The following is a 24,521-nucleotide window of genomic DNA, read 5'->3' as shown; positions in this document are numbered from 1 at the left end:
TAGTATATCACAAAACTGTGATTTTGCGCAAAAAAGTTAGTAAAAAGCACATAAATCTCAATAAAGCGGGATTATATTGATAAAAACGGCGAAAACCGCCTTTAAAGGAGTGGAGAGAGCATGCGAGCTAGAATTTCAGCTGTTTTCTGCGCTCGTGACCGTCTGCGGAATACGTTTAAATCTATGCACGAGGAGTTGGAAATGTCCTCTTCAAAGTCGGTCGAAAGGCGTTCCAGCGCTGAACACGCAAAGAGTACAGCAGTCAGCTCAAAATTATAGAAAAAGCTGCGCATGTCTATATTCGCGGTCCCTACCGAGCCGAGCAAGTCATCCACAATCACTACTTTGGCGTGAATAAAGCCTTTTCGATACTGGTAGAACTCCACCCCCGCCTCCAACAGTTCCTGCACATAGGACAGAGACGCCAGATGAACCAGCTTCGAATCCGATTGATATGGAATAATAATCTTCACATCCACACCGCTAACCGCTGCCAGCTTAAGCGCCTCATAAATAGCCGGGTCAGGAATAAAATACGGTGTCGTAATCCAGACTCGCTTCTTGGCAACTGACAGCGCTCCAAAGCACATCTCCTGAATCGTATCCCATACCTGATCGGGACCGCTGCTCAATATCTGTACCTCCTCATCCTCTGAACAGGTATGCGGGGGAAACAAATTCGCATCCATCAATCTCTCCCCCGAAGCCAGCTTCCAGTCACTCAGAAACGCATTTTGCAAAAAATAGACACTATCTCCCTCAATCTGCAAATGCGTATCCCTCCAAAATCCCACTTTGGGGTATTTACCGAGGTAATCGTCGCCTACATTAATTCCTCCCACAAATCCGATCATTCCATCCACTACCACGATTTTACGGTGATTTCGGTAGTTAATCCGGCGATCCAGCGTGGCAAAAAACGGAGGCAAAAAATAATGAAATTCCACTCCCGCCTCGCCACAGGCGCGAATAAAAGAATAGGGCAAATTGTAGCTTCCCACGCCGTCCACCACAAATCGTACTTTAACTCCCTCATGTGCCTTGCGAATCATGACCTCCTGAAACTTTCTTCCGATTTCGTCCGCCCGAAATATGTAAAACTCCACATGAATATGATGCTGTGCCTGCTCCATCGCGGTCAGCATCGCTTCAAAGGTCTCTTCTCCGTTGGTCAGGACTCGCGTGCGATTGCATCCAGTCAACGGATTTTCAGACATGCGAATTAACTGGTTAAACAAACGCTCCTGATGCCTGAAATGGGGATTGTGCATTTGTTCCACCTGCTCAATCACCCTCGATTGAGCCCACAGACGCTCTTTGAATTCACGAAACAGCTGCGATCCCCCTTTTCGAATCATTTTGCGCTTCTTATAATCCTGTGCTACAAAGTAGTACACGACAAAGCCAATGAGCGGGAAGCAGAATAAAATGAATAGCCAGGCTACTGCTTTGGACGGCTTGCGGAATTCGAAGAGCAGGATTGTCCCGGTCTGAAAAATAAAAACGATTAAAACCAACAGCAACCACAGCATGTCCAAGCCTCCTTGTGTTTCCACGTTTTATACCAAGCTCTCCAATTTTTTTGACATGTTTGCCCCTTTAGCTGAATAGATAGTAACCAAGCACTATAGGAGCGATGTCCGGAAAGGAGCGATTATGAAAAAAGGAAGCCTAAATCGCCGGATGACCTTGCTTGTCATTCGGGATGCACAGCAACCGCCCAAGCAGCTGCAATGCTCTACAGCCGCTGTCATTCTCGTCCCGACTCTTGTGATCGCGTCTATCTCTACACTCGTAATCGGGCTGCAAATCCGTTCTTCCCATATTATTTCCCAAATGGAAACGAATCTTGCTGTCCAGAGTTTGCAGATGGAGGTTACGGTAGCAGACAAGGATGCAGCCATCGGACGGCTACGACGCGAGGTCATGGGTCTGACGAATCAAGCGACCAGTATTCGTGAACGCCTCCAGCGCATAACGGAACTGGAACAACAAATGCAGCAATTTATTCGTAAACACGGAAATTCCTCTAGCGCAAGCAGCAATAAATCAACCATAACTCCGCTCTCCTGGGATGCCTCCGGCCATACCGGGGGCGAGCTCATTGCAGTTCACGAAAATACAGTCCTGCTGGCTCGCCAGGCCATGGATGATTTTCAAGAGATCGAATCCCTGCTGGACACGGTGGAACGCACGGTTCCCCGCTCTATTCAGCAGGCGAATGCCGTACAACAGAATCTGGAGCGTAAACAAGCTGCGCAACTGCTTCAGACCCGCAGGCTGGCTCTTGCCGAGCAAGGTAAGCCCTCCATTTGGCCTGTAGGCTCACGCCGAATGTCCTCCAGCTTCGGCTATCGCAGCGATCCGTTTACGGGCAAATCGGCTTTCCATTCAGGCCTGGACATCGCCGGACAAACGGGAGATCCCGTCTATGCGGCGGGGGCAGGCACCGTACTGGAGGCCAATTCCAGCGGAGCCCGCGGCAAGTGCATTATCATCCAGCATCCTGACGGACTCCAGAGCTGGTATATGCACCTGAGCGGGATGCAGGTGGCTCCGGGAGATCATGTCCAAAAAGGACAGACCATCGGCCTGATGGGAAGCACCGGACGAAGCACGGGACCTCATCTTCATTTTCAAATCGTCAAGCATAATCAGCCTGTCGATCCATTACTGTATGTACAATAAAAGATTGGGGGAAACCATCATGTTCAAGGAATCGAAAAGAAAGCTCTCCACTCCAGTAACAGATACGCTGCTGGCTAACGGCACCAGCTTTGAAGGTACTGTTGAGGCTGAGGCCAATATTCGGATTGACGGCCATTTTCAAGGTGATATCCGCAGCACTCATACCGTCATCATTGGAGAAACCGCTGTTGTGCGTTCAGACATTATGGCACGGGACGTTGTTCTTGCCGGTAAGGTATTCGGCAGCATCACCACAGAGGGACGGCTGACCATTACGCCGACAGGCGAGCTGTACGGGAATACAGCCGCAGCCGCATTAGTCATTTCAGAAGGCGGCGTACTGGAAGGCACAAGTCAAATGATCCGTACGAAGGATGCTGAGCCGTTGACCTCGGCGAACGATTCGAACGACGAATCCTTAACCCGTTCCGACACCTATCCCGGCAAAAGTAAAGAAAACAGCAAAGCCCCCCTGCAATCAGAAGCAGGATAACAACGGGCTGACATTATTCCATTATATCCTCCACTCAGCGCTCCAAAAATAAATGGTATACCTTGCGTATGACGATTTTGGCGCACATATACAGCGGAATCACCAGAATGATACCCAGTAAATTGACCGAATAATCGGACAGAGCTGATAAGGCTTCGTTAAGCATATCCGACAGTCGTGACAGCGGGTCTTCAACCGGAGGCAGCACCTGCCTCAAGGATTGATTATGCCGCCATTGGCTCAATTGATCAACCAGACAACCAGACTTTTAATGAGCTTCGGCGCATTTTCAAATAAATTGGCTACCTGATCCCGCAGCGTAGGCCACACCCCCATAAGAAAATAAACAGCAGCATGGCAATGATTAAACGCAAAACGCCCCTACTGATTGATTCTTGCTGAAAATAGATTCAATAGCGTTAACATAGAAAAAAGGACGTCAAATGGCAGGCATTTGAACGTCCTTTTTGTGATTTTAGCAATTTGCAAAAATTCTGATGCTATGAAAATCAGGCTGTGCAAGAGACTCGGATCAGGTTGCAACATCCCGCTTTACGAAAACGATCCAGGCAATGCCTATAAACACCACATAATAAGCGGCCAGCACGGTTAGGGAAAAGGTAAGACCAGAGCTTACCGTCCCCGGCGGCATGTCAAGATATTTTTTCAGATCCATATGTGTAAAAAGTACGTATTGGGTCCATGCAAAACGATCCGTATCAAACAAGCCAATAGAATTATAGACAAATTTGGTGAACATCATGAACAGCGACAGTCCAATTGCCAAGGCGCTGGAACGAAAAACAGCGGACAGCATAAAAGCAAAGGCCATCGTCACAAATAAGGCGATATAGCTATACAAGAAATTCAGCGTTACGTAAGATATCGGATCACTGAACAGCGGAACAGAACCCGCTGGTGCCTCCTTGGATAGCATCATCCAAGAGGACAGCGTAACCATCAGGATCAAAATAATCGTTCCGAGCAAACTGAACAAAATAACGGATATATACTTGGACAACAAAATTTTGCTGCGAGTCCAAGGTCGGATGAGCAGCAGCTTAATCGTTCCCCAAGTAAATTCACCTGCCACCGAATCAGCGGCAACAATGACCGTAAACGTCGTATTGAGGAAAAATGTAAACATCGTCGTCAACGCAATCCCATCCCACACACTGACCTGATCGGAAATCAGGGAAATCAGCATCGGAATCACAGCAGTGATGACCGCCAGCAGCCCCAGCATAATCCATGTGCGCACACGCAGGTAAATTTTCAGATTTTCGTTATGTACCAGCTTGAAGAAATCAGCCAATGGACCCGCCTCCCGTCACTTCCAAAAATTGATCTTCCAACGTACGGGCAATCGGGCGAATCGCATATACTTTGACTCCGTTGGCAGCCAGCAGACTGTTCATCTCTGCGATCTGTTCCCGCTCCAGGTGAAGCAGCAGTTGATTGCCCTCGACGCGCCCTGCTCCGGCAAGCGCACAAGCTTGCTCGGCATCATTGACCTCAAAAGCAATTTCCTCCGTCTGCACTTCTCCCACTGTATTCTTCAGCTGCTTGATATCAACCAGCCGTCCGCTTTGAATAATGGCTACACGGTCACACATCAGCTCCATTTCGGACAACAAATGACTTGATACGAATACAGTAATTCCCTCGGTACGGCTCAATTGACGCAAATAATCCCGCAGTTCGCGAATACCCTGCGGGTCCAGACCATTGGTCGGCTCGTCCAGCACGAGCAGCTTTGGTCGATGCAAAATCGCCTGAGCTACCCCGAGTCGCTGCCGCATCCCGAGCGAGTAGGTTTTGACTTTATCATGAATCCGGTTGCCGAGTCCTACCAGGCGTATCGCCTCATCCACGCGCTTCTGGGTCACCCCCGGAGACATTCGTGCAAAATGCTGCAAATTTTGATAGCCTGTCAAAAACTTGTACATCTCCGGATTTTCAACAATCGCACCGACATGAGAAATAGCCTTTTCAAAATCCGTATTCATACTGTCTCCACAAATATGAATATCACCCTTGCTTATCGAAATCAGACCCACCATCATACGGATCGTGGTCGTTTTTCCCGCACCGTTGGGCCCGAGGAAACCAAATACCTGTCCCGCCGGAACCTCCAGCGTCAGATCGTCCACAATCGCTTTCGAGGAGATGATTTTACTCACACCCTCCATACGTATGACGGGAACCTGTCCTGTCGCTTGCTGCATGCTATGAAACTCCTTCCATCCGGAGTGAAGCCCAATTCTCTTACTGTTCATTTCCGGTTTTGGAAGTATTATACCATATTTATCCTTTCAGAAACACCTTCCGGGAACACCTTGTCACGTCTATTCCTTTTCCTTGTATATCCAAAGCACCCGCCACTCCTCACCTTCCTGCGTCACATAACAGGGCTGTACAATATCAAAAGTGCCGAATCGGGTCTTGTAATGCTGGATGACCTTAATACGATAGGCCTTTCCTACCTCTTCTCCATCCTGATCTGTACGAATACCATATTCAGCCTGCGGCTCCCCCAGCTCGAACGTAAACGTATCCGTTCCCATATCCTGCATAAAAACGTGCGCACGCTGCTGTACATACGTAGCCTTCTCGAATTTTTTCTTCATTTGTGAATGAAAAAGCTCCCATGAGCCGCCGAAATTTCCCGATTGCTCCATGGTGTAGAAGTCGTTCAGCACTTTTACCGCTTGATTATCCTCCCCCGTAGACATGACTCCGCGCAGTCCCAGCCACAGCAGCCATAACAATCCACATATTAATGCAAAATACAGCAGCTTGCGGATGAACATAAACATTGAAGCTGCTCTCCTTCTAAATAGCACCAATTGTCCCTCCCTCTGTTAGACGATCTACTGGATACTCTACAGATGTATGTGGGACAAGATGAGTTTAGAAGAAAATAACGGGTCCGCTCCTTCAAGTGCACCCGTCTTGCATTTCGTTTAATTAGGTGATACGGCCGTGGTGAGCAGATGCTTCTCCAGCAGCTCATGAATACGCTGACGTTCCTGATCATCCACGAAATAATAATATACTCCGTTGATTTTATTTCCGCGCCCCTTTAGCTCAACCGTATCTGTCTGCTTGAGAGACGGGCCGATCCGGGTCAGAAAGGTTGCCATATCGTCAAAGGTCATATCCGTGCGAATTTGCTCCCCCGCTGCCTCCAGGAACGGTTTGGCCTTTAACAGCCCTTCCTTGCTGACCGACTGTGCAAGAATCTGCTTGAGCAGCTCGCGCTGGCGGGCGTTTCTCCCGAGATCCCCACGCGGATCATCAAAACGCATACGAGCATAGGCCAACGCCTCTGTTCCATTCAATGTCAGATTCCCCTGTGCAAAATGATGGCCCTCATACTGAAAATCAAGTGGATTGTTAACCGTGACTCCCCCCACCAGGTCAACCATTTTCGCAAACCCTTCCATGTTCATCTGTACATAGTAATCTATCGGATGGTTCAAAAAATGCTCTACCGTACGGATTGACATATCCACTCCACCGAAAGCAAAGGCGTGATTGATTTTGTCCTCACGCCCCCTGCCAATCAGCTCTGTTCGCGTATCACGCGGAATATTGAACATCAGCATAGAGCCTGCGGCCGGATTTACGGACAGAACGATCATCGTGTCCGAACGGCCCGAATCATGAGGACGCTGATCTACGCCCAGCACCAGCACGGTGAACGGCTTGAACTGGGAAATGGCTGCCGGATTGGGTGCATCAGGCCCGGTGTCTGCACCTGCTGAGTGTCCCGCTCCGCCTGTCGCTACAGCAGAGACTGCCCCAGGCTGCACAATGCTGCGCGGATGATACATCGTATTGGCCGCCGTTTTAAAGGAATGATACATGTAAGCGGTGTAGGCAGCAGCACCCACGAACAACAACGCAGCAGCACCCAATGTTATTTTCAGCCATCGTTTCATACGGAGCCTCCTCTTTACGGATTCACTACGGACCGCTGATAATCTACATCCATATTGTTCAGCTGCGGCCTGCCGACCGAATAATACGCAAAGGCCGACCGCCTGATCTGCTCTTCGCTGTATACATTGCGTCCGTCGATCATAATGGGGTGTTTCATCAGCTCATTCAGCTCACCCAGCCCCACCTCGCCAAACTCCTCCCACTCCGTCAATAGACACAGTGCATCGCAGCCCTCTGCCGCTTCCTGTGCGCTATCCGCCCACGTTATTTCCGAGCTATCCAGCAGTTTGCGGAAGTTAGCTGTAGCGATCGGGTCATATGCACGAATCTGCGCTCCTGCCTCCAGCAGCGACTGCATAATATCCAGCGCAGGGGCATCTCTTACGTCATCTGTATTGGGTTTAAATGCCAGCCCCCATATGCCAATCGTGGCTCCTTCCAGCTCGCCCAGCGCTTCTTCCAGCTTGCGTATCACATTGAAGCGCTGCCCCTGATTCACTTCCACCACGGATTTTAGCAGCTTGAATTCATAGTCCACATTGCCCGCAATTTGGATCAGCGCTTGTGTATCCTTGGGAAAACAAGAGCCGCCATAGCCAATACCTGCAGACAAAAATGAGGTGCCGATCCGCTGATCCAACCCCATGCCGTGGGCCACGCGCGTGACGTCCGCGCCCACCTTTTCACAAATATTGGCTATCTCATTAATAAACGAAATTTTGGTCGCCAAAAAAGCATTCGACGCGTACTTGATCATTTCTGCCGAACGGATATCTGTGGTTAAGATATTCGCCGTGAGCGGCTCGTGCAGCGCAGTCAGCACTGAGGCCACATGCGGGTCGGAAGCTCCGATGACGATGCGATCCGGATGTAGCGTGTCCAGTACTGCCGAGCCTTCACGTAAAAATTCAGGCACCGAAGCGACGCCAAAAGGATGGCTCGTGCGGCTTGCGATCAGGTTCTGAATACGTTCATTCGTGCCGACAGGCACCGTGCTTTTGGTGACAATCACCTTGTAGCCATTCATGGCATCTGCCACCTCGCGCGCGGCTCCTTCAATATAGGACAAATTGGCTTCGCCGCTTGGCAGCGAAGGTGTACCCACCGCCAAAATAACAATCTCGGCCTCCTTTACCGCAGCGGTTGTATCTGTTGTAAAGCTTAGTCGGCCCTGCTCAGCATTGTCTTTGATTAACGCCTTTAATCCTGGTTCATAAATCGGTACTCCTCCTGCGCGAAGCTGACGAATTTTGTCCTCATTCTGATCGATACAGACGACGGTATTCCCAAGTGCAGCAAAACAGACCCCCGACACCAGTCCGACATACCCGGCACCTATTACACATAGCTTCAAAGCGATTCCCCCTTTTACATGCTGTCTCATTGCATCATGCTTCTGCCCGACTTCACTTCTCAATGCCTCTCCCCGTGTGCCGATTATGATAGAGCGTAAGCCGTTTGTTTTGCCGATAGGATTTGAGAAAACGATAGATATACACCGGATTGTTATAGGCATACCTCTTCCATAAACGCTTCGGCTCACAGATCAGACGGTATAGCCACTCCAATCCCAGTCTTTGTATCGTTAACGGCGGTCTGCGAACCTTTCCGGTAATATAGTCAAAGGCCGCTCCTACCCCAATCATCACGCCCCGGACGCGATCCTTGTTGCGATACATCCATATTTCCTGCTTCGGGCAGCCTAAGCTGACGAATATGATATGCGCACCTGACGCATTGATTTCATGAATGATCCGCTCCTCCTCATCCGGCTGAAGCTCCCGAAATGGCGGTGAAAAGCTGCCTGCGATGTGGATTCCAGGGTAATCCTGTCTCATCCTTTCCTTTAAGCTATCCAGCGTATCCGGCGTACTGCCGTAAAAATATACGCTCACCTCCGACTGTGGCGCACGCTCGCACAGCTTGAGCATCAGACTGGGGCCATCCACCCGATCCTGACGCTCAAATCCGTACAGCTTAAGCGCCCATACCAGCGGCATACCATCCGGAGTACATAAATCTGCACGAGCGAGTGCTTCGTGGAACTCAGGCTGATTCCCCGCCGTGACAATCGAATGCGTGTTGCAGATACAGACATAGCTATTCTTCCGTCCGACTGCCCATTGCTCCAGCGTGTGCACCGTCTCCTGAAACGTAAGCGCCGCAATTTCTGCGTCCGCGATCCTTCCAACTCTATACTGAGGCAGCTGCTTCATCATTACGCTCCTCCATAGCCTTGCTATATATCGCCATCAACTGCTTGGCGTTGACTTCCTCCGTATAACGTGCAGTATATATTGCCGACACCTGCTGTCTCATAGCTGCGTAGCTTTCATAGGCTACTGCACGGCGAATCACGGTCTTTATATTTTCCAAATCATCATGCTGAAAATGGAAACCCGTCACCCCATCCTCTACCACTTCCTCCAGTGCGCCGATCCGGCTGCACAGCACCGGGGTTCCGACGGAATAGGACTCTACAATCGTCATGGGAAAGCCTTCATACCAAATGGAAGGCACCATGACATACATGGCCCGGCTCATGCAATCCAGCACCGTGTCTGCATCCTGCCGGCCGAGAAACCGGATATCCTCCTGCGGGTAAGCGGCAGTCAGCTCCGCCTTTTCCGGGCCATCCCCAATGATGACCAGTCTCAGGCCCGCCCGATCCTCCAGCTGAGACCAGGCTTGCAGCAGATTGCGCACTCCTTTTTCCCGTGAAATCCGCCCTACAAACAACAGATAACGATCATTCGGGTCATACCTGGCTTCCACTGTTTTATGGTGGACAAAATTCGGCTTTACGGCGATGCGATCCAGCGGAATACCGCTTTCTGCAAATTTGTTCTGTGCAAACTCCGTTAGCGCAATGTAGCGGCTTACCTTGTGCTGCCATGTGCCGATCAGCTCGTTGAACTTGATCATTGCCGCCACCGGAATCGTCTGAAGCTGAGAGCCTCGGTAGCAGCCATGACGAATGGAGTGCAGCAGTGTGCCGTGCAGGCATTTTTCACAAACCTCATTCCCCCGCATAAAGGTCGCCGCCGGACAAATCAGCCTGTAATTATGCAGCGTCTGGACGACCGGAATCCCCAGCCGTTCACAGGCATGATAAACCGAAGGAGAAATGACCGGAAAAAAATTGTGCACATGCACCACATCCGGCTTCACCTGCAGAAGCAGCTTTTGGATTCTTTTGAATTCCGGCAGCGACCATGTCGCTTCCACCGCCAGCTTTGCCATATTCGCCAGCCCTTTGCTCTGGATGCTGTCGTTATGCACATAATAATGCTCCGTCTCTATGCCTATGGAGCGCAGCATAGCCGACTCTTGCTCGACAACCTTGTCTTCTCCCCCGCTTTGCTGATAAAAATTGTGGATGATCAGCACCTTACTTACAGGAGAATTCATCTGCCTGCTAACTTGTTCACTCACGTAGCTGCCCCTCTTTCCTGCGCTGATTGCATGGGACGCCCCGAATCTACGGGCCTCATCGATTGATGGCTTAATATTTCATCTGCAATACGGTCCCACGACATGCGCTCAACGGTAAGGGACGCCTGCTCAGCCACACTTTGTCTCAGCTCAGTATGGTTCAGCAAAGCAGATATTCGACCAGCCCATTCCTCTTCCGAAAAGCTTCTCAGCATCACACCGTTCACTCCATCCTCAATCAAGGTAACGGAGCCACCATTCACCGAAGAGATAATCGGGACACGAAACAACATGCTTTCCAGCAGCACCATCCCGAAAATGTCATAGCGGGTCGGAAACAGCATGAGGTCAGCCACACTGTAAACCTGCCACAGATGACGCTGCTCGACCCTTGAAAAATGCAAAATGCTGTCCGTCAGCCCCAGCTCATGAGCATAGGCCCAATAGCGATCCGTATCCGCCTTCCGCCCATCCCCGACCATTAGCAAAAGGCAATCGGGGTGCTTTTGGAGTACCGCTTTGAACAGGCTCAGCATAAAACGAATATTTCTCCGTTCCTCCAATACGCCGACGTATAGCAGCACCGGGCGATCCCCGATTCGTCTCAGCTCATCCGCTACCTCGCGGTTTTCTTCATGTTCACCGCTTCCGCCGTTGTCGCTGTTCTCATGGTTGACACTATTGGATGCTCTCTCTACTTTGCAATGATCCAGTTTACTGCGATCCAGTCCGACCCCAAGCGTAACCACGTTGTCAAAGCCTTTATTCTCCAGATAATGCTTGGCGAGATCGGATTTGGCGTAGGTACGGCGAACAGACTTTACTATCTTCGGCAGCAGCAATACATCGTACAGCTTGCGGACCAGCGCGTGTGTATGATCCCGGTACGGGCCGTGATACAGCACCAGCTTATCGGGACATTTCCGTGAAAGCAGATAGGTCATCATCTGGTTGTATTCGGTTGAAATGATCAAATCATAAGCAGCCAAAAACGAATCCTTGAGGACATCCCGGTAGATGCTGTTGCTCAGGAACTTAAGCCCGTGAAGCCAGATGATGCGCAGGGTGCAGCCTTCATGACGGTAGACTTGTTCCAGACGGGTTTCCTTATGATCGTTGTAGTAGACAATATCGCAATCGTAGCCTTTACGAACGAGCGCTTTGCCCAAGCCGACTTCCTGCAAATTGTACGAGGCTCCGTTCACCTTGCTGGCAAAGTTGCGAAGATACAATATTTTTGGAATCATCATCATTGCTCCTGCCATTACATATTGGGTGAGTTATGGGGGACGGGGTGAGGGCGCTACGTGGATGGATCATTCTTCCGATCGCTGTTACCCCCGGATTTCATCTGATTATATAGACCCTTTAAAGGGTAAAATCCGGGGCAGTTTATGCTTACGAAGCGAGCTTTCCTACGGAAATCTTTCAGGCGAACGCTATCGCTTCTTCAGAACGATTCCATCCACTCCGCTGCTGACCACCGTATCCATAAAGTCACCCTATTTTTAAAAAGGGAACTTTGGCATGAAATGCCCCGCTGCCGCGGGTGACGCGGCGAATGCGCGCAGGTGTTGGCTGTGCCGAACGGCTTGTGAGCTTGGCACGGTTATGTCAAGCTCACAAGCCAGCATGGCTATACTGTCGCCGGCATGTATGCCCGGCGAGAAGCTCACGGCGATAGAGCGAAGCTATCGCCGGACGGCTCTTCCCTCCCCCCCTATGGGCTGGGGGAAATTCTTTTTGGCGGCGGCGGGACGTAGCGGAGGGTAAGGATTTGAATCTGGAGAAGCGGCAGCGTTCGCCTTTGACGTGGGATTCCACCCTTTTACAGGGCCTATTCAATCCAGGGAATCCCATGTCAACAGCGATCGGAAGATCAAATCCGTCCCGAAGCGGCCTCCCCTCTCCAAACGGAATGTTCCCCCAGCCGCTGCCTTTCCTCCATCATCTGCATTTGGAAGTGGTCTGCTCCCTTAAGCTGGGCGGCTGCCATATCCGCCACCAAAGCCACGCTCGATTCCATCGGCACAAAGCGGTATTTGTAGGCAGTTAGCCGATGATCGGTTTCGTGAAATAAAATGTCCTGCGCGTAATTGCCCCAGCGATCCTTGGGCATCAGATCAATTGTCATACCGGCATGTGCAGAGGGCAGCAGCATATTGGAGCCGTGAATGCCGATAACCAATCGGCTGTCTGCATACACCTTGCATACCCGCAGCTCGCTTTCGCGGTCAAAACGTGCGACACGCTCGTCGGCAATCCATGCCGGGAAACGCCCGCTACGCCCTAGTCCGGCGACTGTAAACCGATGATCCGGAAAGGATTCCCGCAGCCTGCGGAACAACCGGATGATTTTGCTGCGCTGGTGATAAATCAGCGGTTTCAGCCCGCGTTTGAACTGCGGAAATTTCTGCACCGCCCTTGCAATATGATGACTGCCGCTCCACAAGCGGTCTTCCCTCCATACGAAGGTAATGCGCGGCTCCGACTCACACTCCTCGTCATAGCGAGGGATACCCGTAAATTGCTCAATATCAAACTGATTGGGATGGGAATACGCCGGGCTAACATATACCTCTTCGAAGCGCATCAGTTCCTCAATCATCCGATGATGCAGCACAGGATGAAAGTTTCGTGCCTTGCTGAACGGCACATCAACCGTCCAGATTTCCGCCACATAAGCAGGCACCATCCACTCCAGCGGCTTTTGCACCATGACGATGATTCCCAGTTCCGGCGATTGTTCGTATTCACGCTGCACATTGAGCAGCTTGAGCAAAGCATGGCCATACAAATAGTCCACCGTGTTGACGATAATGACGCGCTCGAAAGTCTTCATTTTATGCACGGTCATACCGACCGTTAAATCATAGGAAGGATTCATCAACGATTGCCGCAAAGGCTCTCCGAGCCATTTTCTCGACTTCGCATCACCAGTCAGGATATAGTCAGGCATTTCCACTCGATAAGGTGAATAGGTGGCATGACCGACTCGCATATCCTCGATATACTCACGTCCACAGCCCTCACAGCAAGTGCTGACACATACGTGGATTCCCTGCCACAGCACCTCTCCACCGCGTACCTTGTCTCCACAATGCGGGCACTGCCCCTCATGACGAACAAACGGTTTAATGGGTATCATGATTGTTCTCTCCAACTTTCGGTACTGTAATATGAACACGCCAGAAGGTCAGAATCGACTTCATCATCCAACCCAGATTGGCTTTGACTTCTTTAAACAACACATCTAATAGAAATACAGATATCGTAAAAGACAGGATCGTTGCCACGAGCGACCCTCTCACACCGAGCAGCGGGATCAGCGCGTAATTGAAAGCTATATTGGTGACCGCACCCACAAGCGAGGTCAGCAGCGTATATTTGAACAAATTCTCATTGGTAATAAACAGGCTTTTGGCAACACTGAAATTGGTAAAAAACAGACGGATCGCAAACAGGGACAGCAGTGAGCCTGCTTCGCTAAATTCCCTCCCGTAGAGCACAATCACCACCCATTGGGATAACAAAAATAACGGGACCGAGGTCACGAGAAAACAGATAAACATCAGCCGATACACATTAGACAAGGTCTGTCTGTATTCGTCGCTTCCTTTCTGCTTGGAACGGGTTACTACCGGAGCATAGGCCGTTGTAATAACGACCGGAATAAAGCCCAGCACTTCGATAAGCCGGAGCGCAACGGAGTATTGTCCGACCGCAGCATTCCCCAACAGTTCACCGATAATGACCTGATCGATCCGTGCCTGCACATATACAGCAGAGGATGACAAAATAAGCGGCCAGCTATGATTCATGATCCGCCGTGCTATCGTTAGGCGGAACGTCCATTTGTTCACACGCCGCCCTTCCTTGCGGAAGAAATACAGCAACAGCAGGCTCCCCAGCAGGAACTCGCCATGAGCACACAGTGCCACCACCCAAATCGGTACTCCGGTTAACAACAAAATGATTTTGGCGGTGGAACTGAGGACAAAGGCTGTATTTTTGGCAATGACCGTGTATTTGGACAACATCTGCGCACGGAACCAGTAGTCGATGATATCAAACAGCTGAAACACCGAGGCCGTGGCCAGGATTAGATTGATCAACCGTACCGAACTGTCTTCAGGCCTAAGCAGCGAAATGAAGGAACAGGACAGGGCAATGGCTACCAAAGTACCTGACAGCTTCAGCAGGACCGCCGTACCCAACAGCTCGTGCTCATCTTGAGGGTCTTTGACGAGATCGCGTACTAATATGGAATCAAAACCAAGGGTTGTGAAGATCAGGAACATCCCGAAAAAGGATTCGGCATAATTCCATTTTCCAAGCTCCTCCGGTCCCAGTACTCTTGCCATGATGATGCTGACCGCCAGCCCAAACACCATGCGAATCATTTTGTCACCGAACAGCCAGGATGTATTGACCAGCAAGCTTCTGCGCGGTTTGGCGCGATTTTTGACTAATGTCATAGGTTCTACTCCATCTTGAAAAATGACCTTGTGCGCGGCTTTACAACATGTTGATTTGTCAGTACAGCTGCCATCATGTACAACGAAGAGACCTCCCGGCTAGGCGGGTGGCCCCTCCATGTCTTACACGACGACGGAAGCTTCGACTGCAGCCTGCCTTTTTACCCGCTCCAGGTCTGTATCCACCATCATATGAATAAGCTGCTCGAAGCCTACTTCCAATCGCCAGCCCAGCTTCTCCTTGGCCTTGGCACAATCGCCGAGCAGCAGGTCTACCTCCGCCGGCCGGACAAATTGAGGATCAATAACAACATAATCCTCATAATTTAAACCTACATAGGAAAAGGCAATTTGCAGCAGTTCGCGTACAGAATGCATCTCCCCCGTGGAAATGACGTAATCATCCGGTTGATCCTGCTGGAGCATCAGCCACATGGCCTTTACATAATCCCCTGCAAAACCCCAGTCCCGCAGTGAATCCAAATTTCCCATGCGCAGCTCCTGCTGCAATCCCAGCTTGATACGAGCTACAGCATCCGATACCTTGCGCGTTACAAATTCCAGTCCCCGGCGGGGCGATTCATGATTGAACAAAATACCGGAGCAAGCAAACATATCAAAGCTTTCACGGTAGTTCACCGTAATCCAATGGCCATACACCTTGGCGACACCGTAAGGGCTGCGCGGGTAAAACGGTGTTGTTTCCGTCTGCGGCGTCTCCACCACCTTACCGAACATCTCACTGCTCGACGCCTGGTAAAACCGCGCCTCCGGCTTGGCAATCCGCACGGCCTCCAGCATATTGGTGACGGATAGCGCTGTAAGCTGTCCTGTAGCCAAAGGCTGTGGCCATGAGGCCGCTACGAAGGACTGAGCAGCCAGATTGTAGACCTCATCCGGGTCGGATTGACGAACAGCTTCAATCAGTGAAGCCAAATCGGTCATATCACCGGAAAGCCAGTGAATGTCATTTTGGATATGAGCTACATTTTCAAAATTCGGCGTGCTGGTGCGTCTGCGTACCCCGTATACCTCATAATCCTTGGATAGCAGCAACTCAGCCAGATAAGATCCGTCTTGTCCGGTAATGCCTGTGATCAGCGCTTTTTTCATTCCATTTCCTCCACCGTTTTTTTATTGTTCAACCAGATCCTTACCTTGAAATGCCTGATACACAGACTGTAATCCCTCATCCAGCGAAATACGCGCCGACCAGCCCAGACCGGCAATTCGGGACACATCTACCAACTTGCGCGGCGTTCCGTCAGGAGCAGAGGTATTAAAGGTGATTTCACCCTCATAACCGACCACATCCTTCACCCGTTCAGCCAGTTCCCGGATGGAGATATCCTCACCCACACCGATGTTTACAATCTCATTTCCTTCATAGTTGTTCATCAGGAACAGGCAGGCTTCCGCCAAATCATCAGAATGAAGAAATTCCCGACGCGGCGTGCCGGAGCCCCATACTTCTACAGTTGGAGCTTGATTCAGCTTGGCTTCATGAAACTTGCGAATCAGCGCGGGCAGCACATGAGAGGTCTGAAGGTCAAAATTGTCGCCCGGACCGTATAAATTCGTCGGCATCACTGAAATAAAACGGGTTCCATACTGACGATTATAGGATTGACACATTTTAATTCCGGCAATTTTAGCAATAGCATAGGCTTCGTTGGTAGGCTCAAGCTCACCGGTCAGCAGATACTCCTCCCGCAAGGGCTGCGGGGCAAATTTGGGATAAATGCAGGTGGAGCCGAGGAACAACAGCTTGCTTACGTTCGCCCGGTACGCCGCATCAATCACATTCGTTTGAATGAGCAGATTGTCACGGATAAAATCGGCCGGATATTCGTTGTTCGCCAATATCCCCCCAACCTTGGCAGCTGCCAAAAACACATAATCCACAGGTTCTGTTTCAAAAAAGTGATCTACGGCCTCCTTGTTACGCAGATCCAGCTCACGACTGGTGCGAGTAATCATATGCTGGTAACCTGCTCCCTCAAGCGCTCGAACAATAGCGGAACCTACCAGTCCGTTGTGCCCGGCTACATATATATTGGAATGAAAATCCATGCTTATCCCCTACCCTTCCTTGTTAAAATGACTTTAATATGCATCGTTGGAGCCCAGAAGTACACGAAATGTTTTGAGCATGATGATCATATCGGTGCGTAAGCTGCGTCTGGATATGTACTCCAAATCCAGTTCTACCATCTCGTTAAAGCTCAGATGATTGCGACCACTGACCTGCCATAGCCCGGTACAGCCCGGCGTAACCGTCAGACGCAGCTTATCCCTCACGGTGTAATCATGAACCTCTCTTGGCAGCGGTGGTCTGGGGCCTACCAGACTCATCTGTCCACGCAGCACATTGAATAGCTGCGGCAATTCGTCAATGCTCGTTCTGCGGAGAAATCGGCCCACACGGGTAATTCTGGGATCGTTCCGCATTTTGAACATGGCACCCTCAATTTCATTTTCCTGCAGCAATGCAGACAATTGGTGCTCAGCATCCGATACCATGGAACGAAATTTGATCATGCGAAACGGACGCTCATGTTTGCCAATACGAATTTGATAAAATAACGCGCTTCCTTTCGGGTCCTCCAGCTTAATCAGCAAAATCACGAGCAGGAATACCGGACATAACACGATGATGCCGATGAAAGACAATATAATGTCCATGCTGCGCTTCACGAACGGATATAGGCCCAATCCCTGTCGCCGTTCAAGCCCGTCAGCGACCGAATATACATCCACTGACGCTCCCAAAACTTCGGCCTTGTTCGAGCGGGAAGAAGACACGTCTCATCACCTCGCTCCCTTTTTGATAAGTTTTATTTATACATTGTTAAAAGAATTTTATAAACTTTTCATTCTCCTTCTTTTTAGTTATGTCAGGCTACGTTCCTCCATACCACGCTGCGCGCGAGTATTCGATTGCTTCACATTGTTGAGTACTACGCCCAAAATGCGCGCCTTCACTCGTTCTAAATGGGCTTTCGCTTTCTTAACGACATCCTTTTTGACCTTTCCTGCCTGTACGACCAAAATAACACCATCACACATAGCACTAATAATGAGACCATCCGGAAAAGGCAGTAATGGCGGCGTATCCATCAGGATCACGTCATAATGATCTTTTAACTCAACCAGCAGAGCCTTCATTTTGCGAGAGCTGAGCATTTCGGACGGATTGGGCGGGTTCGGTCCGGCCGTAATCGCATGCAGTTGGTCAATCCCGGTTTCCTGAACCACCTCCTGCCACGCCTGTTGATTGGCAAGTACCCGAGTTAGTCCCGTATGATTGCGCAAGCCAAACATATGATGCAAGGAGGAGCGACGCAAATCCATATCCATAACCAGCACCTTTTTTCCCTCTTGCGCATAGGTTACAGCCAAATTGCTAATCGTGACCGTCCTGCCCTCGCCTGCCTGAGCAGACGCCACCATCATAACCTCAATCGGCTCGTCTATAGAGGAAAACTGGATATTTGTGCGAAGCATACGATATTCCTCCGAAACAAAAGACTGGGCATGCAGGGATGTGACCAGCTGATTATTGATTAATCGCGGCATATTGTCCTTCACCTACCTGTTTAGGAGTTGTAGTGGAGCTGTCAGAGCGTTTATCTTCTTTTTTCATTTTCGTAATCAGGGACAGGGTAGGCAGACCGAGTTCTTTTTCAATATCCTCTTCATTCTTAAAGGTGTCATCCAATACCTCCAACAGAAACGCCAAGCCTATACCCAGCAACAAGGAGATGGCAAAGGCAATAAACATCTGAACAGCGGGATTACTGTTCACAGGAATGGCCGGGTCAGTCAAACTGGCTTCACTTAAAATCGTGACATTGTCCATTTTCATGATAGAGGGAATCTGTCGTTTGAATACTTTGGCTATCGCATTGACGGTTTTCACAGCCTTCGTATACGATAAGTCGCGAACTGTTACATCCATGACCTGTGAATCACCGGCGGTGTTCACTCTTAATTTTTGTGCCAGAACTGTCGGAGTGGCCTTAAGATCGGGGAAGCTGGCGACCACCTGATCCAGAATCGCCGAGGAGATCATGATTTGCTTATAGGAGTTCGTTAAGGCTATATTCGTTTGTACGACACTGTAATCGACGACACCAGCACGATCCGGTCGCGGCGTCTGGTTGATAATGAGCTTTGCCGTCGCTTCATACACTTGCGGGGTGAAGTATACATTTTTTATGCCCACTACAGCACACACCAGCAGCACGATACTCCCAATCAACCACATTCTTTTTCGGATCACACGGATGTACTCTTTCAACTGCACAAGACCAGACCTCCCTGATTGACTTGTTTTCGATGTGATAACGCTTGTACTGATCCTCTGCACACCGGGAAAAGAACGATGCATGAGCCTCTAATCTATAGTAAAATGTTGTATAATAGCGCATAGAAGGTCTAGCCAGCGAATAAGCACAAATGCTTAATCATCGGTGGCCTGTTAAGGTATATAAACCATGACAAACGTGAATACTATGAAATGATACGTTATGTAACTTACATAACTAATTTATGATACAAACCGTATCTTGTCAAGTGTAAAATTGCTTTTCTCACTTTCTTTTCAACTTTCTTAACCTTGTATTCAGGAGGAAAAAAGATGAATTATGGAACCCGAATCGCTGAATTACGGGAACATAAGGGATTAAAACAAGAGGAACTGGCGCAATCCCTCGGAATTACGCGGGCGGCTCTTTCTCACTATGAAAAAAATAGACGCAAACCAGACTTTGAGATCCTGAACAAGCTTGCCGATATTTTCGGAGTAACCATTGATTACTTGGTGGGACGCACGAGCCATCCCACAGCGATATTGGATTCAGATGTAAGGGAGTTTGTGGATCAGCTGGAACTGTCCGATGAGGATATTCTGCAACGTTTTAATCTGACGATTGACGGACGTACCTTGTCTGAGGAAGAAGCCAAGCGCTTTATCGCGTTTGTCCGTATGGAACGAATGATGAAATAAAGAAGACAGCCGGAAGGAATTACACACGCTTGTCCTTCCGGCACTTGGTTTTGTCTGGGTCGCTCTCTATCCATTCTGGCATCGTAATGCCACATTGGAGCAAGATGTCACGGATGTCCAGGTGGACGATAGATTTGCCTGCTCTCCGTGTGTTGTTTCGAAGAAGAGGGCTGTCCACCCTTGTTTCTGTCTCCTTGTTCATACAGTACTAACCTCACTTTATTATTCTTATTCACTGGAAAAAGATTCCTTACAAACCACGTATGTATTGTTATGAACAAACCTATTATATATGAATACATACCTGCAATGTTGTCGTCTTATGGCGAGAATATTAAAGGATTTTCGTGTTTTTTTCTCCATTATACGTAATGTATTGCCAATTCAGTACGAATTTCTAATAAAAAAAGAACCTGTCAGGTCCTATTTTTCCTGATAGGTTCTTTTTTGTTTTTCTGGCGATATTAGATGGGCATTCTTCAGCCAAGGTCCTATACTGCCTCGCAGTAATCATTAAGCAACCTCGGCTGCTTGAGATATCTGGGTGCCTCCGGTCGCTCGGATTTTGTAGGCGTAGTGGCTTCCGGCTTTCACTGTACGATCCGTGTAGGTGCTTCCCGCTACTTGCGAGGCAATCACCTGATAAACCCCGTCTGTCCCATCTGCACGCAATACATCATAGGAGGATACGCCTTCTGCCTGAAGCCAATCAATCTTTACCACCCCATCCTGAACAGGGGCGGCTTTTACTTCTGTTGGTGCTGAAGCTGTGGTTTGATCTGTACTCTTTAGTTCCAAAATATATTGTACCGATTCACCGGGGCCCAGCTTTTCTTCAAAATCAAGGGAAGGTGAGGCCTTGAGTCCCGATATGGAACGCTGTGCCTGGGTGTAGGTAGCGCCGGCTCCAAAACGCTCACCGGCGTACACGCCGGCTTTCGGCATCGTTACTCGTACACGAATGGTCTGTGCTGAATCCTCGAAATTCACCAGATTCACCAGCAATTTGTCCGAGGTAGCGCCGCTGCCTGCCAGCGGTTTAAGCTTGGACGTGTCTACTGCACGAACATAGACCATCTTATCCTTGGTATCCTCTGGATTCAGCACCGTATAAGTCAGCGGTTTGCCGTGGGTGGCATACGCCAGGCTCAAGCGTCTCATGATCTTTACACGACTGTCCTGCCCTTGCCCGAATGGATAGATTTCTGTGCTTGCCGGGTTGTGGTTTTGCAGATCAAAGCCGGTTTTAAACAGCGTATAATCCTTATAAAACGCAGCATGCTGGATAAACATATCAGCAAATCCGATTTGCGAGCGCATAATCCGGTCAAAAGCGGCTGCTTGTGGCTGATTGGCCCCGTACTCAGGGTTGTCCCGATGCGTATCGTTCGTACCGAACTCCGTGTTCAGCATCTTCTTGGCCAGCCCGTTGCTCGAACCGCCAAAGGTTTTCAGATTCTGAACGAAGCTGCCTCCGCTCTCTTCGTTATAGGATTCACCATAGGCATGTCCGTTGGTCAGGTCGGTGACGTCCTCCAACTGCTTACGCTGCGCCGGATCTCTTTCCCATCCATCCGGGTCACCGCATTTGAGCGTTCCTCCAGCTTGATTTTTGCAAGCCTTGGTGGAGTACGTAGGCCAATAGGCCCAGCCCGGCGCTACAGTTTTGAGATGCGGTGCCAATTGCTTGCCTTCCGTGTTAAACCACTTGGCCACAGCCAGATTGACTGCCTTCGAGCGATTAAACAACCCGGGTTCGTTATCTACTTCATAATATTGCAAGTATGAACCATATTTTTTTACATAATCGCGCAATTTTTGCTTGGCCGTCTCTGGTAAAGAACCATCCTTTTGCAGCTTGATATCGCCCGTATATAAGTACAGAGCAGACGATTGCATATTATACTGCTTCAGCGTTTGATAGTAATCATCCGCGTCTGTACAAGCCTTGCCCACATTACTGGCACAGGTGACCCTCATGACATTGCCACTATAAGCAATTCCCAGCCATTTGAGAACGTATGGTAAATGCTTAACTGCACCCTGATCATAATAGAATTCTTTGTTGTTCACATTCGTTCCGGTCAATATATATTTACCGTGTATCGGTTCGGTTGCAGGTGAAGCTAACGTCTCCAAGCTCAAGTCATCCCAAGTCCACCACACATTTTTATCTTCTGCAGAGGAGCAGTATAGGCAGCGCGCTGTCTTTAGCTTGAGTACGTTAACACCGCTTTGCAATTGCTCTTTAGGGATATACAACTCGTAGTTGCTTTTGTAATTATATGCACTGCCCGTGCCGGAAACTCCGGCGATCTGAATGATACCTGACAGCTGATGATTTGAAAATACAGCCATTTGCGGAACAGCTTTGCCTGCATCCAAAATCCGTACACGGAATATCATTCCGTTAGGAGGAACCTGATTCAGCGTATACTGGAGCGACAGTTCAGGATTCATGGACGCATTCAAGCCGGGAGGAATATCTCCACTGCCCAGCAATACCGGAGCCGATGTATTCTCTGCTACGGACATCGCTGCCGATGCTCCTTTAGCAGACGTCTCGGTAGAGGCAGCAGATGCGGAAATATTGACACTGTTTCTATCGACCAGCCCTTTAAATTCCGCCGAGGAGTCATCCCTCTGACCCAGCTTCCATACTGGACTGGCTGCTGTTACTTTATCCGTCTGCAGCTCTACACTCCTTGAAGGCGTGTAAATCAACCAAGCAAGCAGCGCTATTATTGCGACCCCCAAAAGCCCTGATAATACTGCCGTATACCTGTGGGTCAACCATTTTCTCATCATATAATCCACTCTCTCTCCTCAAAATTTTTGACCGGGAAAGAGAATCTATTAAGGAAGAAACAAAGCGTTACCGGGAACTACCGCTTTCGCTTCATGCTGACTTTCCCACATCAGACGTGCCATCGCGTCGCCATATTCATCATAATATTCAACTTTTAAATCTACCATTTTTCCCGCCTGCAAAGTGATACTGCCCTTACGCTCTGTCCAGCTTTGTTTGAACCAGCTATCAATAATCAACTTGTCGTCTACCCATACGCGGATACCATCATCGGATATCGTTGTAAATGTATAGGTCTCACTATATTGAGGCCTTATTTTACCGGTCCAGCGAACCGAGAACTGATCAGCGTTCACCTTGGCATCAGCTGCGGCAGCACGCCAGTTGTAGTCCAGCTTGCTATCTGTACGGACCAAAGCAGCACTACCATCCAGATTCATGTTATTAAAATATTCACCCCGCAGCCCGTTCGCATAAACGATATCCGGAACAGAAGGAGGAGCCGGAGATGGGGGAACAATCACTACTGGCGGGACCGGGATGGGGTCGCTTTGCCCGTCATCTGGTATGGTCGGTACATTTGTCCCGGGTTGTTGAATGGCTGCCAATCCATTTTTCACATCATCTCGCGTCAAGCTCCTCGAATCATTCATATAATCCTGAATTTGATCCGTTGTGTTATTCTCGGTCAGCATCTTGCCCCAAGTCATGGAATACACCCATTTGGGCTGAGCCTGTAATACCTCGGAGCTTGGCACCTCACCGTGTTCCCCGATGGCAATCGGCTTATTCCCTGCCAATCCGAGCAGTTCTTCATAATGACTTTGTTTAAAATCATTGTTGTAAATGTCTACAGCCAAGATGTCCACCTTGTCATTTCCCGGATATTTAGGGGTATACGGAAAGGTGTACGAATTAGGAGCATTCGGGCTCCATACCCACAGCAGATTGTTCAATTGATGCGTGTTTACAAAACGGTCATACATGATATTCCATAGCTGATTGAAATTGTTTTTGTTTCCCCACCAGAACCAGTCACCATTCATTTCGTGATAAGGTCTCCATAAAACCGGAACACCCGCATCACGAAGCTGCTTTAACGATACAGCGACCTTATCCAGATCGGCAATGAGGAGGTTGTATTGCGTAGTGCCTGGCGTCACGTATTTATTGAACTCCGTCTGACTTACCTTCGCCTGCACATTGGCCCAAGTCAGTGGTCTACCCGGCAGCGCTTCATGAAAAGCCATCGTCACAATGCCACCGGATCTGCTCCAGCGGATAGCACTATCGACGACATTTTTACGTTGTGCTGCTTCCGTATCGGCAGATTGGCCGGAGATGGCTCCCATCTCATAGCCGTGCACACCCACATACGACTGACTGATTTTTTGGACCTTGTTACTTAATTCATCCGGACTTTCCAAATAATCATGCTGACCGGTGATTATTTTTTTCCCCGAGATGCTGAGTAAATAGCTGTATAGTTCACGGGCCTGATTAGAAGCGTCCGAATTAACAGGCTGTAATGCAGCGGCATTCGCCACGGACAGAGATTCACCAAAAACGACGGGCAACAAAGAAAAAAGCATAACTACGGGGAGTGCATGGCGTATCAGTCGATACAGAGGAATAAAATCGAATCTCACTTTTGCTCTT

At 49.4% G+C, this 24,521-nt stretch carries 24 protein-coding genes; 4 read left to right on the top strand and 20 right to left on the bottom strand.

All coding sequences use genetic code 11. From position 1 onward, the window contains the following. Positions 1–101 precede the first annotated feature (101 nt). Positions 102–1,532, bottom strand: a complete 1,431-nt coding sequence (cls, locus tag BAZ21_RS07620; protein WP_068498664.1) for a cardiolipin synthase — start codon at positions 1,530–1,532, stop codon at positions 102–104. Between the two features lie 124 nt (positions 1,533–1,656). Here cls and BAZ21_RS07615 point away from each other — a divergent pair, with 124 nt between their 5' ends. Together BAZ21_RS07615 and BAZ21_RS07610 are read left to right on the top strand one after the other, a co-directional pair. After that, on the top strand, positions 1,657–2,688 hold the full coding sequence (locus BAZ21_RS07615) for a M23 family metallopeptidase (protein WP_068498662.1): 1,032 nt from the start codon (positions 1,657–1,659) through the stop codon (positions 2,686–2,688). Positions 2,689–2,707: 19 nt separating this feature from the next. Continuing rightward, positions 2,708–3,181, top strand: a complete 474-nt coding sequence (locus tag BAZ21_RS07610) for a bactofilin family protein (protein ID WP_068498661.1) — start codon at positions 2,708–2,710, stop codon at positions 3,179–3,181. A gap of 34 nt (positions 3,182–3,215) precedes the next feature. On the opposite strand, the gene BAZ21_RS29535 is transcribed toward BAZ21_RS07610, so the two are convergent. The 9 genes from BAZ21_RS29535 to BAZ21_RS07565 form a co-directional block, all read right to left on the bottom strand. Beyond that, a complete protein-coding gene (locus BAZ21_RS29535) occupies positions 3,216–3,425 on the bottom strand; it encodes a hypothetical protein (RefSeq protein ID WP_256020087.1) in 210 nt (69 codons plus the stop codon). Positions 3,426–3,713: 288 nt separating this feature from the next. After that, positions 3,714–4,496, bottom strand: coding sequence for an ABC transporter permease (locus tag BAZ21_RS07600; RefSeq protein ID WP_068498657.1), 783 nt, complete (start codon positions 4,494–4,496; stop codon positions 3,714–3,716). Beyond that, complete coding sequence (locus BAZ21_RS07595; RefSeq protein WP_068498654.1) at positions 4,489–5,409, bottom strand: ABC transporter ATP-binding protein; 921 nt, start codon at positions 5,407–5,409, stop codon at positions 4,489–4,491. Before BAZ21_RS07595 ends, BAZ21_RS07600 begins: the two co-directional genes overlap by 8 nt. A 120-nt stretch (positions 5,410–5,529) precedes the next feature. Continuing rightward, a complete protein-coding gene (locus tag BAZ21_RS07590; RefSeq protein WP_068498652.1) occupies positions 5,530–6,027 on the bottom strand; it encodes a hypothetical protein in 498 nt (165 codons plus the stop codon). 120 nt (positions 6,028–6,147) lie between these two features. Next, positions 6,148–7,128 (bottom strand): LCP family glycopolymer transferase, encoded by a 981-nt coding sequence (locus tag BAZ21_RS07585; protein ID WP_068498650.1) that lies wholly within the window; start codon positions 7,126–7,128, stop codon positions 6,148–6,150. Between the two features lie 14 nt (positions 7,129–7,142). Further along, positions 7,143–8,483: a UDP-glucose dehydrogenase family protein gene (locus BAZ21_RS07580; RefSeq protein WP_068499027.1), complete on the bottom strand. Its 1,341-nt coding sequence runs from the start codon at positions 8,481–8,483 to the stop codon at positions 7,143–7,145. 52 nt (positions 8,484–8,535) lie between these two features. Then, the gene (locus BAZ21_RS07575; RefSeq protein ID WP_068498649.1) at positions 8,536–9,348 is read right to left on the bottom strand and encodes a WecB/TagA/CpsF family glycosyltransferase; all 813 of its coding nucleotides are present in this window, start codon (positions 9,346–9,348) and stop codon (positions 8,536–8,538) included. After that, a complete protein-coding gene (locus tag BAZ21_RS07570; RefSeq protein ID WP_068498647.1) occupies positions 9,323–10,564 on the bottom strand; it encodes a glycosyltransferase family 4 protein in 1,242 nt (413 codons plus the stop codon). The genes BAZ21_RS07575 and BAZ21_RS07570 overlap by 26 nt, the downstream gene beginning before the upstream one ends. Beyond that, positions 10,561–11,811: a glycosyltransferase family 4 protein gene (locus tag BAZ21_RS07565; RefSeq protein WP_068498646.1), complete on the bottom strand. Its 1,251-nt coding sequence runs from the start codon at positions 11,809–11,811 to the stop codon at positions 10,561–10,563. The genes BAZ21_RS07570 and BAZ21_RS07565 overlap by 4 nt, the downstream gene beginning before the upstream one ends. Positions 11,812–12,091: 280 nt before the next feature. Here BAZ21_RS07565 and BAZ21_RS28425 point away from each other — a divergent pair, with 280 nt between their 5' ends. Then, positions 12,092–12,337, top strand: coding sequence for a hypothetical protein (locus BAZ21_RS28425; RefSeq protein ID WP_141694950.1), 246 nt, complete (start codon positions 12,092–12,094; stop codon positions 12,335–12,337). Positions 12,338–12,443: 106 nt separating this feature from the next. Here the strand turns inward: BAZ21_RS28425 and BAZ21_RS07560 are convergent, their stop codons facing one another. The 7 genes from BAZ21_RS07560 to BAZ21_RS07530 form a co-directional block, all read right to left on the bottom strand. Beyond that, positions 12,444–13,712 (bottom strand): hypothetical protein, encoded by a 1,269-nt coding sequence (locus tag BAZ21_RS07560; protein ID WP_068498643.1) that lies wholly within the window; start codon positions 13,710–13,712, stop codon positions 12,444–12,446. Next, positions 13,699–15,042 (bottom strand): flippase, encoded by a 1,344-nt coding sequence (locus BAZ21_RS07555; protein WP_068498642.1) that lies wholly within the window; start codon positions 15,040–15,042, stop codon positions 13,699–13,701. Before BAZ21_RS07555 ends, BAZ21_RS07560 begins: the two co-directional genes overlap by 14 nt. A 123-nt stretch (positions 15,043–15,165) precedes the next feature. After that, a complete protein-coding gene (gene gmd / locus BAZ21_RS07550) occupies positions 15,166–16,155 on the bottom strand; it encodes a GDP-mannose 4,6-dehydratase (protein WP_068498640.1) in 990 nt (329 codons plus the stop codon). Between the two features lie 21 nt (positions 16,156–16,176). Continuing rightward, the gene (gene fcl / locus BAZ21_RS07545; protein ID WP_068498636.1) at positions 16,177–17,115 is read right to left on the bottom strand and encodes a GDP-L-fucose synthase; all 939 of its coding nucleotides are present in this window, start codon (positions 17,113–17,115) and stop codon (positions 16,177–16,179) included. Positions 17,116–17,148: 33 nt separating this feature from the next. Then, entirely contained in the window at positions 17,149–17,847 is a 699-nt protein-coding gene (locus BAZ21_RS07540) for a sugar transferase (protein WP_068498635.1), read from the bottom strand. Between the two features lie 87 nt (positions 17,848–17,934). Beyond that, positions 17,935–18,621 (bottom strand): CpsD/CapB family tyrosine-protein kinase, encoded by a 687-nt coding sequence (locus BAZ21_RS07535; RefSeq protein ID WP_068498633.1) that lies wholly within the window; start codon positions 18,619–18,621, stop codon positions 17,935–17,937. Next, a complete protein-coding gene (locus tag BAZ21_RS07530; RefSeq protein WP_068498631.1) occupies positions 18,602–19,351 on the bottom strand; it encodes a YveK family protein in 750 nt (249 codons plus the stop codon). Before BAZ21_RS07530 ends, BAZ21_RS07535 begins: the two co-directional genes overlap by 20 nt. Before the next feature lie 333 nt (positions 19,352–19,684). On the opposite strand from BAZ21_RS07530, the gene BAZ21_RS07525 reads away from it, so the two are divergent. Beyond that, the gene (locus tag BAZ21_RS07525; protein ID WP_068498629.1) at positions 19,685–20,053 is read left to right on the top strand and encodes a helix-turn-helix domain-containing protein; all 369 of its coding nucleotides are present in this window, start codon (positions 19,685–19,687) and stop codon (positions 20,051–20,053) included. 19 nt (positions 20,054–20,072) lie between these two features. Here the strand turns inward: BAZ21_RS07525 and BAZ21_RS27695 are convergent, their stop codons facing one another. The 3 genes from BAZ21_RS27695 to BAZ21_RS07515 form a co-directional block, all read right to left on the bottom strand. Beyond that, positions 20,073–20,255, bottom strand: coding sequence for a hypothetical protein (locus BAZ21_RS27695; protein WP_084011538.1), 183 nt, complete (start codon positions 20,253–20,255; stop codon positions 20,073–20,075). Positions 20,256–20,566: 311 nt separating this feature from the next. Continuing rightward, positions 20,567–22,861: a hypothetical protein gene (locus tag BAZ21_RS07520; protein WP_068498627.1), complete on the bottom strand. Its 2,295-nt coding sequence runs from the start codon at positions 22,859–22,861 to the stop codon at positions 20,567–20,569. A gap of 48 nt (positions 22,862–22,909) precedes the next feature. Then, positions 22,910–24,511 carry a glycosyl hydrolase gene (locus BAZ21_RS07515; protein ID WP_068498625.1) on the bottom strand — a complete coding sequence of 534 codons (1,602 nt, stop codon included), beginning with the start codon at positions 24,509–24,511 and terminating at the stop codon, positions 22,910–22,912. Positions 24,512–24,521: the final 10 nt, after the last annotated feature.

The organism is Paenibacillus kribbensis (assembly GCF_001705305.1).
GTDB classification, from domain to species: Bacteria; Bacillota; Bacilli; order Paenibacillales; family Paenibacillaceae; genus Paenibacillus; species Paenibacillus kribbensis_B.
This window is presented reverse-complemented; position numbering and strand designations above follow the sequence as displayed.